An 11,922-nucleotide genomic window follows, 5' to 3' on the forward strand; every position below is an offset into this window, starting at 1 on the left:
CTCAAGCGCGGCAGACGATCAATTGAAAGATGCCGCGCGCATAGGGTTCGATCCGCTCGATGTGCAATCCGACCTTTTCCGCCTCGCGCGCCGTGCGACGATTGAAGTGATCGTCGAAAAGCAACACCGTCGCCAAACTGATGAGATCGAAGAGCGGTCCGAGCCACCCTGCGGGCCGCACATGTTCGATCAACACGATCGGCCCGCCGCTTTTAGTGACCCGCTTCAACTCGGCGAACGCGCGCCTCGGCGAACGCACCGAACAGAAGACCAAAGTCGCCAGCGCGGCGTCGAAAGCTCCGTTAGAGAAGGGTAGATCCTCGGCGACGCTGCGCACGAGTTGAATGTTCTTCGGCCCTCTCTTCTCCTGGGCCAGCCTGATCATCTCCGCATTCGGCTCGCTGGCGATGACCGAAGCGCTCATGGGATAGAGGTTGAAGTTCACGCCGGTGCCAGCGCCGATCTCGATCACGCGCCCGTTCGATGGCAACATGGCGATGGCACGCGCGCGGAGGCGCGCGAGCAATCGCTCTTCGAGCGGCCGCATGAAACGATCGAAGCGCGGCGCGAAACGATCATAGATCGCCCGCTGTTTCGAAGAGTTGTAGGAACACGTCATGCTCGAATCACCTCGCGTCTCTCTTCCCGAGCGCGTCGTGGCGGCGCAGAATTTCGAGCGTGCGCTCGATCGGCAAAGCCTCGACCGTCCGCCCGCGCCCCGTCATCGTCGTCGCACGAAAGAGCGAGTTGTAGATCGCCTCTTCCGTCGCTTCGATGACGGCCAAGAAGAGCGGCGACATCGCTTCGTTCGACAGCAACTTTGTCGGCAACGGCGCGTAGCGCGCCGCGCGCGCTCGATCCATGTTGATGCGCACTTCGGGCGCGGTCGAGAAAGCGATGGCGTAATCGCCGCTCCCGTTGGTTCCAGCGGCTCCCGTGCGCGCCAATCCCATCATCGCGCGCGCCGCCAGCCGACGCAGATTACGTGCATCGACAGGGGCATCCGTGGCGATGACGATGATCACAGACCCATCTGCCGGATCATCGGCCATCGCCGCGCTCGCGCTTGAATCAGTTCTTCGCGCAGCGCCTTTTCTCAGCTCATCGCGCAAATAATGCTGTCCGAGTTCCAATCCGACTGGCGCGCCGTTGATCGTCAACACGCCGCCGAAATTCGTTTGCACGAGCACGCCGACGGTGTAACCGCCTAAGTTCGGCGGCAACCGACGCGACGCCGTGCCGATCCCGCCCTTGAAGCCGAAGGCGACCGTACCTGTGCCAGCTCCGACGGCCCCCTCTTCGACTGGGCCACCGCGCGCATTGCGGATGGCCGTCAGGACGTCTTCGCGCGCGATATACCGCCCGCGTATATCGTTCAAAAGGCCATCATTGGTCTCCGCGACGAGCGGGTTGACCGATTGCACATCCTCATTCCCCGGCAAAGAGAGCACATAATCGAGCACGGCATCAGCGGCGCGCGGCACGCTCAGGGTCGAGGTCAAAATGATGGGCGTTTCGATCTCGCCGAGTTCGGCGACCTGCGTCGAGCCGGTGAGCTTTCCGAAACCGTTGCCGACGAAGACGGCGCCGGGCACTTTCTCGCGAAAGATGTTGCCCGTGTGAGGCAAGATCGCCGTCACCCCCGTGCGCACATCATCACCGCGGATGATCGTCACGTGGCCGACGGCGACGCCGGCGACGTCCGTGATGGCGTTGAGCGGTCCAGTCGGCAAGATGCCGACGATGACGCCTGCCTCGCGCGCACGCGGTCTAGCGTTTTGCCCGCAGACCCCCACGAAGAAGAGCGCGCCTCCTAATGGAAGACTCAGCGCAGCCAGGAAGATCCTTCTCCTCGCTTCGACGGGGAGCTTCAATCCGCGCATCATCCTTTCGCTTGATCGGATCCGAGCTTTTCGATCGTGATTCGACGCGGCGCTTCCCCGTCGCCCTCGATCCTCACATGCCAAGTGGTCTCCGGCAGCGGGAATCGACCGATCCGCTCGGCCCACTCGATGGCGATCACGGCTTGTGCGTCGCTCAACAACTCTTCGAGATCGACGGCGAAAGTGGCCACCGAGCCTTCAGGCATGCGGTAAAGGTCCAGGTGATAGAACGTCAAGCGGCCCGTGTAACGATTGACGAGCGTGAATGACGGACTGCTCACATCATCCTCCTCGATACCGAGCGCGCTGGTGAGCCCTTTGATGAAGATCGTTTTGCCGGCTCCCAACGGGCCATCGAGAAGGAAGACCTCGCCGCCTCGAACGGCGCGCCCAACCTGTTCGCCCAGCGCGCGCGTCTCCGCTGGCTCGCGCGTGATCCAAACGCCCGTCGGTATGTCTGCGCCATCCTTCATCGCAAGTTCGGTCTGCTCGCTCTCTCCCAACGGTCGCGGGAAATCCGCTGCCATGCCATCCTTCATCGCAAGTTCGATCTGCTCCCCACAGACTGGACGATCATCTTTTCGAGCGCAGGCGATTATAGCATGAGCGCGCTGGCGATAACGCTCATCCGATCTCCGAGCGACGCGGTTTTCCAAGCCACCACGTTCGTGAGGCCTTGCGTTGCCTAACACTCAACCCGTGATCAACACAGCGCGCTCGCACCCTCGCACCGAATTGATCCGGTAAAGCTCCGTACAACGCTCTAGCTCATCGCGCATGATGATACGCTCGCGCACGCGCCCTTTGGCTAAAAGCTCTGCCCGCATCGTCCCCGGCAGCAGTCCGCACTCGACGGGCGGCGTCACCAATTCATCATTCAATCGTAAGACCACATTCCCGATGGTTGTCTCGGTTAGTTCGCCGCGTTCGTTCCATAGCAACACATCGTCCGCCCGCCGACACAACGCGCGCGCTGCGGCGTATACAGAGCGATGAGTCGTTTTGTGGAAGAGGAAGCGATCGCAAGAGTTGACCGGCGTCGGCGCAAGTTGCAAGCGCAGCGGCTGTCGATCGTTAAACGATAGAGGCGCGCTCTCCAACTTCACTTCGCCTGTACGGGCGAGCGACAAACGGATACGCTGCGGTGCCACAAAAGATCGTGCCAGATCACACAGCTTTCTTCGCACGCGCTCTTCGTCGAAGGCGAAGTCGAAATAGTCAGCCGAGTCGCGCAGTCGCGCAAGATGGCGTTCGAGCAAGAAATAGCCTTCACGCCTCGTCCAGCGCATCGTTTCGAACAGTTCGAATTCCGGGTCAGGTTGCAGCAGGGCGCGCGCTTTATTGAAACATTCCGCATATTCGTCAGCGACCTCGGAATCCCAAGTGATCCCGCCGCCGACGCCATATTCGGCCTCGCCCGATTTTCGATCGACTAACACGGTACGAATCGCAACGTTGAACTGCGCGCGCCTTTGCGGTGCGAGGAAACCGATGCCGCCCGTGTACACGCGCCGCGGTTCCGTCTCGAGTTCAGAGAGAAGGCGCATCGTGCTCACCTTCGGCGCGCCCGTAATCGAGGCACAGGGGAAGAGCGCGGCGATGAGGTCCGAAGTGGCGACGTTCGTCTCAGCAACGACGGTAGAAGTCATCTGCCAAATGGTCGCGTATCGCTCCGTCTCCCATAAACGATCGACGCGCACGCTTCCCAATTTGGCGACGCGACCGAGGTCGTTGCGCACCATATCGACGATCATCACGTTTTCAGCCCGGTTCTTGGCCGAGCGTCGAAGCTGCGCAGCATACGCGCGATCTTCCGCGTTGAACCGCCCGCGCGGCGCGGTCCCTTTCATCGGTTTGGCGACGACCATCGCCCCATCGCGCGAGAAGAAAAGCTCCGGCGAGACCGAGCAGAGCGCGTACCGACCGGTATCGAGGTACGCCGCGTAGGCGACCGGCTGCGCTTCGACGAGCGCGACGAATAAGGCTTTCGGATCGGCTCGAAAGAGCGCGCGCAAACGCCAGGTGTAGTTCGCCTGATAGGTGTTGCCTCGCGCGATCTCATCTTTGATACGCGCGATGGCCTGCGCATATTCGCTTTCGCTGACAGATGGCTTCCACTCACACGCTGAGATCTCTAACTGTCGCGAACGCGAGGCTCTCAGCGCCGAATCCACGGCAGGCTCGCGATAGAGCCCGAACCAAAGCAACGGGAAATCGCTCGTCCGCCGAACGCGAAAAGCGGGATCGAATGCAGGAGCGGCCTCGTAACTGATGAAACCGATGCCATAGAGATTGTGCTTTTCGACTGCCGCTTCAACCTGTCGCAATCGCGGCAGCACCTCTTCGACGCGATAGGCTTCGATCGCTTCGATCGGATCGCTGAAATGCCACCACTTACCCGTCGCGGCATGATGCAGTAAAATCTCGCCGCTCATCGCATCGGAAAAAGCCGCTGCCATCCAGCCTCTTTACGAATGGCGCATTTTAGAGCTGATTCACAGTTTCGGCGCTCACCGGATGCCGCCCGGAGAAGCAAACGCTGATTCAACTCGGCAACTCGCCCTCTGCGTCCAGTTGAAGGACGGCTTCGCTCAAATGTTCGCGCACATCCGAAGCGGTCATCGTCCGCATGCCGCGCGCGCGCGCCGCCAGATCCCCAGCCAGACCGCCGATGTAAACTGCCGCGTTGACCGCCGCGATCGGGTCGGAGTTTTGAGCGCGAGCAGCCAACTCCTGGGCCAGAAAACCGGCGATGATCCCCGTCAAAGTATCGCCCGAACCCGCCGTGCCGAGCCCAGCGTTGCCGGTCGGATTGACGAAGACGCGGCCATCGGCGGATGCGATGAGCGCGCGTTCACCTTTGAGCACGACGTGGAGTTCGTGCTTCGTAGCGAAATCGCGCGCGGCTTCGACTCGATCCTGTAACATCTCATCGCCCGCCGTACCGATCAGGCGGCGCATCTCGCCCGGATGCGGTGTCAAGATCAACGGCGCAACATCGCTTCCACGCAAATCGCTGGGCCACGGCGCGAGCGCGTTCAACCCGTCAGCATCGATCACCACGGGCACGCGGCGTCGTACGATCACCTCACGGACGAAACGGCGCGTCGCCTCATCGCTCGCATCGAGTCCGGGCCCAATGGCGATGAGCGTCATGCGCTCGGCGAGCGTGAGGACTTCCTCGACCGCCTCGACGCTGGCCGTCCCATGCGCCGTCTCGGCGATCGGCGCCGTGATCACCTCAGGCATCAAGCGTGCCGCGACCGCTTCGATGGCCGATCGCGGCGCGGCGATAGTGACGAGCCCGGCCCCTGAACGCATCGCCGCGTTCGCGGTCAATGCTGCGGCTCCCGTGAAACGACGAGAACCGGCGACGACGAGCACATGGCCGTGCGAGTTTTTGTACGATCCTGGCGCATAGCGTGTGCGGCGCAACCAAGCGCGCGCGTCGCTCGCTTCAAGCAGGAATAATCGCGACGGCGAAGCTTCGATCAACTCACCGGGCGAACCGATGTGAGCGATGACGAGGCGCCCATTGAGACGCGAGGCTGGCGGCAAGACGTTAGCCGGCTTCGGCGCCGTAAAGGTGACGGTCACATCCGCGCGCACCGCCGGACCGATCGGTTGCGCGCGATCGGCGTCGAGCCCAGATGGGAGATCGAGCGACAGGATCCGCGGAGTCGAAACGCCGGATCGGTCACGGGCTTCGCGCAATTGGACCAACCGCTCAACGACGGCGCGATGCGCGCCTTCGACCGGGCGCGTCAGGCCCGTGCCGAAGAGCGCGTCAATGATTAGATCGCAATCAGCGAGTCGCGCCGCGACCTCATTCCAAGTCGATAACGTATCGCACTCGATGAAAGAGAGCGATCGATCCGGTCCGGCGGCAAGCCGACGCGCGATCTCGAAATTGATCTGCGCGTCGCCCTTGGCGTCCGCTAAACGACCGCACAAGATGATCTCGACGCGCGCTCCCTGACGCCACAGCGCCCGACCGACAGCCGCTCCGTCGCCACCGTTGTTGCCCCGCCCGCAGATGATCGCGATTCGCTTTCCGTGCAAGTTGGCTTCATGAGATCCGAGCGAGCCTTCGGTCAACAACGTGACCGCTTCGCGCGCGGCGTTCGTCGCCGCCGCTTCCATCAGAAGCAGCGACGGCGTCGCATATTGCTCTGAGGTCGCGCGATCTATGGCGCGCATCTCTTCGGCTGTGACCACCTTCCGCACGGAAGCGATGATATGAAGAGAATGGAGCGAGGGTCAACACGCTAGGATGACGATGAAAAACTTCCCCCGAAGAGGGCGAAATCGAGCGAAAGCGTGTGAAGGGAGTGGACGTTCCGCATAGCGAATGGCAGGATGAGCTTAGAACATCTTCGCCCTTAACTTCCTTCCTCTGCCCCCCGCATCCGCAAGCAGACGTTCCGCCAACTCATGAACCGCTCCAGAAGATCGTTGCGCTCTAGGTAACCGAAATCGGGCACGGGCGTGTAACTGCGCCCTTCGTGCTCGAATATATCCGCAGCGTGCACGGCGATGAGCGCATCGAAATCACCACCGGCCCGATCGCCCGGGCGGTGATGGAAGGCGACGGCTTCGATGATCTGATCGGGCAAGCCCCATAGCCCGAACAAATAGGCGCCGACTTCGGCATGCGTCGTGCCGAATACCTCCTGTTCGGCATCGGCGAACAGGTATCGCTTGTCGGCGACGAGTCTGAGCGCTTGTTCGTACCATTCGGGCAACATCGTCGCCAACACGATCTTCCCGGCATCATGAAGCAATCCAGCCGTGAAAGCATCTTCCGCCATCTTGTCCGCATGACGCTCCAAACGGACGATCTGCTTGGCGAAGACAGCCGTTTGCAGACTGTGCGACCACAAAGCTTCGGGCGAAAAGTTCGACAGGCGCTTCGCGTTGAAGTGTGAAAAGACGCTGATCGCCAAGACCAGACTGATGATCGTATCGAGCCCGAGGAACATCGTCGCTTCGGACGGGCTGGTTATCTTGCGCCGCAGGCCGAAGAAGGCCGAATTGACCACTTGTAGGACTTTCGCCGTCAAAGCGAGATCATGCGCGATGATCTCACCGACTTTGCGCACCGAAGGGGAAGGCGATTGCAACTCCTCGATCAATTGCGCGTATACGGATGGCAAACTCGGCAAAGAGTCCATCTGCGCGACGACGCGCTGCAATGATTCGTTCGCCAACAGATCGCGCAACGCACAGGCGCGCTCGATCGCTTTTTCTAGATCCGCGGCGGTGCAGGAACGCGACAGCCGCCGATGGGCCGGACCCAACCATTTGGTGAGCATCTCCTGATCGAGCTTGTCGGATAGAATCATCCGCACGGGGCGCGGGTGATGGCGCATCAACTCGGCCAACAACCCCATCCCTTTTTCGGCGTTCGATTGCGGGTTGATCACGACGGCGTCGAAGTCATCGTTTTCAGCGAGCTTCTTCAGCGCCTCCTCCTCGGTGCGCACGAAAGTCATAGCCCATTGCGCGCCGATCGAGCGCGTCAACCACTGCATCCCGCCGATAGCATCGTATTTGCTGTCAACGAAAAGGATCTTTCTCATCTATCTCACCGCCTCTCGCTTCACAAGCCAATTGACTCAGCTCGATACGGCGTGAGTTGTGGAGGATTAAAATGGGGGCAGTTTGACGTCTTTCGGAGAGCGAGGAGCCATCCCCGATCGGGGATAGCTTTCGATTCTAGTCGCACACTTCGATTTAAATCAATGCTGTTACCGCAGGGCGATCTTGCGCCCCAAAAAAACCGGTGACTTTAGCCCCACAGCGGCTCCCCATCATAAACGACACGCCAGCCGTTCTCCTCGCTCAAACGTAACACTTTGCGAAACTCTTCGACGACCGCCCACGGTTCATAATTTTTCACCAGCGGATGCCCGCGGCGCGGATCGAGGGTCGTAATAGAAGCTCCCCTCTCAGATTTGACCATCGTGATCAGCGCGAGCATGTCATTCTTCGCCATAATGACCGTTCGCGTCGCCATCTGCCTATGCCTCCACCGATCGCAAACCGCCCGAGAAGCGCATCCGATCTGCGCCGACCCGGGCCTCGTTGCGCACGTGCCGTGAACGCACTGATCTCAAAAATTATAATAAACCAAGCGCGCTCGCAATTTAAACTTGTGAAGCGAAGGTCAGCGAAGAGGCGGGCCTCAGAGATCTTCGGCGCCCCGTTTAAGGCCCAGGGCCGATGTGACTCGACCGCTTCGGATCTTGTAACCCGAACAAGGCCGCACGCGCAGCGCCCCTTTCGCTGGCCCAGAAGCTCGAGCGGATGAAGGTAGCGCAACGATCGCACCGCGGCATCCACCCGACGCGCTTCAAGCGCTTTGCGAGCTCATCCCGATGCGAAGCATTAAGCGCCAGCGCCGCTGATCTTAAAGGCGCCGCGTCAGCTTGTAATCGCGCAATCGGCGATAGAGGGTTGAGGGGGAGATCCCGAGCAACTCCGCCGCCTTGCCGCGATGCCAACCTGTCTGCTCGAGAGCCGCAAGGATCTGTTGCCTTTCGACCTCGTGGAGCGGCGCGGTCACGGGTCTTGGAGGCGGCTGGGAGTTTGAAGGCGAGACTGAAGCGACGCCGCTCGGCGGCGAACCGACCACTTCGGGAGGCAGTTCGTTTACCGTAATGCGCCCTTCGTTGGCAAGGATGACGGCGCGTTCAAGGCAGTTGCGCAACTGCCGGACGTTTCCGGGCCAGTGATAGCGTTGCAGAGCGATGAGCGCTTCATCCGTCAGTTCTGGCGGATTCGAGCCGCCCAGTTGTTTGAGCAGATGGCGCGCGATCGGGACGATATCTTCCGGACGCTCGCGCAACGGCGGCAAGTTGATCTGAAAACCGTTGATGCGATAGAGCAGATCGGGCCGAAAACCGCCATCGCCTACGAGGGCGTTGAGATCGCGGTTGGTCGCGGCGATGACGCGCACATCGACATGCACCTTGCGCACCCCTCCGACGCGATAGAAGGAGCGCGTTTCGATCGCGCGCAAAAGCTTCGACTGCAACGATGGCGGCAACTCCGCCACCTCATCGAGGAAGAGCGTGCCGCCGTCTGCAAGCTCGAATAAACCGAGCTTGCGCCCCTTCGCGCCGGAGAACGCTCCGGCCTCATAGCCGAAAAGCTCCGATTCGATCAATTCCGAGGGCAGCGCGGCGCAGTTCAGATCGACGAACGCGCCTTCGCGGCGGGCGCTCAACCGATGGATTTCGTGCGCGATCAACTCCTTCCCCGTTCCCGATTCGCCCGTAATGAGGACCGAGACATCGGATTGCGCGACGCGCTCGACCAATCTCAAACATTCGCGCATCGCGGCGGAGACATAGATGATCGGCCAAGGCTCCGCTTGGCGGGCCAGTTGAGCGCGCAGCCGTTGATTATCGACGCGCAGATGGCGCTTTTCTGCCGCTTGGCGCACGAGCGCATCGAGTTCGACGATGCGATACGGTTTGGTCAAATAATCATATGCGCCGAGCTTCATCGCTTCGACCGCCGTCTCGACCGTCGCGTAGCCGGTCAACATGATCACCTCGGGCGGATTCGCCCGCTCGCGCACGCGCCGCAGAAGCTCCATTCCGTTCATGCGCGGCATGTTGATATCGCACAGCAGAACGTCGAAGGACTCTTCCTCGAGGGCGCGAAGCGCCGCCTCGCCATCAGCCGCCGTATGGACTTCGTGCCCCATACGTTCGAGCTCTTTCTGCAGCACCAAGCGCAAATTCGCCTCATCTTCCACGACAAGCAGTTTCGCTCTCTGCATAGCTTTCAGAAACGATAAGGTTCGTTGACGGGGCAGGACGTTTCGCGCTCGAAGCGGGGGCGCTCTTCTTCGAGCCTTTCGGCTTTATACCACAAAACCCGACGAAGCTTCATCCGAATTTTCAATTCGCGAGCGCGGGGAGCGAGATTTTGAAAGTGCTGCCCCGCCCGACGTTCGATTCGACGCTGATCTTTCCGCCGTGATCTGTCACGATGCCGTAACAGACGGCCAGTCCCAATCCCGTGCCGCGCCCGACCTCTTTGGTCGTGAAGAACGGATCGAAGATCCGCGGCATGATCTCCGGCGGGATCCCCACCCCCGTATCGCTCACCTCGATGACGACCAAGCCCGCTTCATGCCGGGCGCCGAAACGCAGAACGCCCCCTTCGGGCATCGCATCGACGGCATTGGTCGCCAGAGCGATGATCGCCTGTTGCAATTGCGCCTCATCAGCCGAAACGAGCGGCAGGTCCTCATCCGCCTCGACGACGATCTCGACATTCGCCTCGCGCTGTTGATGAGCCACAAGTCGAGCCGCCGAATTGATGACCGACGCGACCGAAACGGGCGCCCGCACGCCCGCCCGCGCGCGCGCAAAGTCGAGAAGCCCGTTCGTTATCGCCTTGCAGCGAAAAGCCTCGCTGCGTATCAGATTGAGGTACTCGCGAAGCTCCGCGACCGAGGGCGAACTACCGAAATCGCCTTCGGCGGCGCGCGTCTCCAAAGCTTCGGCGCAGGCCGAGATAGTCGCCAGCGGATTGTTGATCTCATGCACGACGCCGGCGGCCAAACGTCCGACCGCGGCGAGCTTTTCAGCGCGCGCGACGGCTTGATTCGCCTCCACGCGCGCCGTAATGTCTTCGCCGATCGCGATCACGTGCGAGATATCTTCGCCATCGACGCGCATTGGGATTTTGCTGACGAGCCAATGCCGCTTGGTGCCATCGGGCGCGACCGTCTGCTGTTCGACGCGCACGACCTCGCCCGTTTCGAAGACGTGTCGGAATTCGCGTTCCAGCACTTCGCGCGGTTGCCTGGTTAACACATCGAAGACCTTCCTTCCCAAAGCCTCTTCGCGCGGGATCCCTTGCCCGCCCAGTTCCCGCGTGCGATTCCACGCGACGATCCGCAGATCGCGATCGACCACGTAGAGCGAAAGCGGCAGATTGTCCACGATCGCTTCCGTGAAGCGCCGTTGCGCTTCGGCTTCGGCGGTCCGTTCCGCGACCGCGCGCGCCAAATCGGCAGATGAATCTCGCGCCGTGGCATAAAGCGTGGCGATGCGGAAAGCCAAAGCGGCCAGTTGCGCCGCCGCATCGACGAGCCGCGCTTCGCTCTCGCCGAGCATCCGAGGGCGGTCGAAGGCGACGATGAGCGCGCCTACGCTGCGGCTGCCGAAGCGGAGCGGAGCGATGTATTCGACCTTATGCCCCTCATCTCGAAGGAAGAAACGCCCGCGCTTTTCGAGGCGTATCGAGGTGGCGGGCGAGCGTTCGAGCCACGCTTGCAGTCGCTCCCGGTGAAGTAACGTATCGTCTTCGCGCGCGATCCCTTCGCGGTCGAACACGCACATAACCCCATTACCATGCAGAGCGAAGACCGCGCACAGATCGGCGTTCGTTCCCTCATAGGCCGCCCCCGCCACGCGGCGCACGACCTGCTCGGGTTCGAGCGCGTAAAGCAGCCCGCGTCCGAGATCGGCCAAGAAACTCAGCTCGCGATTGGTGCCGACGAGCTCGCGCTCGCGTTGCGCAGCTTCGATGTGCGCTTCGACGCGGGATACCAACTCACGCGCGGCGATCGGTTTGACTAGATAATCATCAGCCCCAGCGGAGAAAGCGGCGACCTTATGATCCGCCTCCCCCTCTGCGGATAAGATCATGATGGGTATGCGTCGAGCCATCGTTTGCGCCCGTAATAAACGGCACAGAGCGAGGCCACCGACTCCCGGCAGCTCCGCCTCAAGGATGATTAAGTCACAGTCCTCTTGATGTAAAAGCCTGAGCGCGGAAAGCGCATCCGAAGCCGTAAGAACGCGATAGCCGCCGCCACCGAGCGCACGTTGTAGGTGGCGACGAATATTGACATCCGGCTCAACGATGAGCACCGTCGCCCGCTCGCTGCGGCGGGTTGACCTGCTTGCCATGCTTTCACCCAAGCTTGATTGATGTCGAAGCGCAAGCCTTCACCTTGCGCGCGGTCGGCCCCGTTCTCCGACCCGACGTCGCATCTAGTTGGATTGAAAGC

At 61.2% G+C, this 11,922-nt stretch carries 9 protein-coding genes; all 9 read right to left on the bottom strand.

Annotation, left to right across the window (positions count from 1 at the left end; translation table 11 throughout):
- Position 1: 1 nt before the first annotated feature.
- The 9 genes from PYK22_RS02465 to PYK22_RS16250 all read right to left on the bottom strand — a co-directional run bounded on the left by PYK22_RS02465 (position 2) and on the right by PYK22_RS16250 (position 11,821).
- Positions 2-619, bottom strand: a complete 618-nt coding sequence (locus PYK22_RS02465) for a class I SAM-dependent methyltransferase (protein ID WP_060635248.1) — start codon at positions 617-619, stop codon at positions 2-4.
- A gap of 7 nt (positions 620-626) precedes the next feature.
- Positions 627-1,883: a DmpA family aminopeptidase gene (locus PYK22_RS02470; protein WP_083437574.1), complete on the bottom strand. Its 1,257-nt coding sequence runs from the start codon at positions 1,881-1,883 to the stop codon at positions 627-629.
- Positions 1,883-2,410, bottom strand: coding sequence for a tRNA (adenosine(37)-N6)-threonylcarbamoyltransferase complex ATPase subunit type 1 TsaE (gene tsaE, locus PYK22_RS02475; RefSeq protein ID WP_157770627.1), 528 nt, complete (start codon positions 2,408-2,410; stop codon positions 1,883-1,885). The genes PYK22_RS02470 and tsaE overlap by 1 nt, the downstream gene beginning before the upstream one ends.
- A 165-nt stretch (positions 2,411-2,575) precedes the next feature.
- Entirely contained in the window at positions 2,576-4,342 is a 1,767-nt protein-coding gene (pabB, locus tag PYK22_RS02480) for an aminodeoxychorismate synthase component I (RefSeq protein ID WP_060635250.1), read from the bottom strand.
- A gap of 85 nt (positions 4,343-4,427) precedes the next feature.
- A complete protein-coding gene (locus PYK22_RS02485; protein WP_060635251.1) occupies positions 4,428-6,101 on the bottom strand; it encodes a bifunctional ADP-dependent NAD(P)H-hydrate dehydratase/NAD(P)H-hydrate epimerase in 1,674 nt (557 codons plus the stop codon).
- Between the two features lie 164 nt (positions 6,102-6,265).
- Positions 6,266-7,465: a response regulator gene (locus tag PYK22_RS02490; RefSeq protein ID WP_060635252.1), complete on the bottom strand. Its 1,200-nt coding sequence runs from the start codon at positions 7,463-7,465 to the stop codon at positions 6,266-6,268.
- A gap of 209 nt (positions 7,466-7,674) precedes the next feature.
- Positions 7,675-7,902 carry a hypothetical protein gene (locus PYK22_RS02495; protein ID WP_041973994.1) on the bottom strand — a complete coding sequence of 76 codons (228 nt, stop codon included), beginning with the start codon at positions 7,900-7,902 and terminating at the stop codon, positions 7,675-7,677.
- A 393-nt stretch (positions 7,903-8,295) separates the two neighbouring features.
- The gene (locus PYK22_RS02500) at positions 8,296-9,675 is read right to left on the bottom strand and encodes a sigma-54-dependent transcriptional regulator (RefSeq protein WP_041973996.1); all 1,380 of its coding nucleotides are present in this window, start codon (positions 9,673-9,675) and stop codon (positions 8,296-8,298) included.
- Between the two features lie 121 nt (positions 9,676-9,796).
- A complete protein-coding gene (locus PYK22_RS16250; RefSeq protein ID WP_083437542.1) occupies positions 9,797-11,821 on the bottom strand; it encodes an ATP-binding response regulator in 2,025 nt (674 codons plus the stop codon).
- Positions 11,822-11,922 lie beyond the last annotated feature (101 nt).

The organism is Pyrinomonas methylaliphatogenes (genome assembly GCF_000820845.2).
GTDB lineage: Bacteria > Acidobacteriota > Blastocatellia > Pyrinomonadales > Pyrinomonadaceae > Pyrinomonas > Pyrinomonas methylaliphatogenes.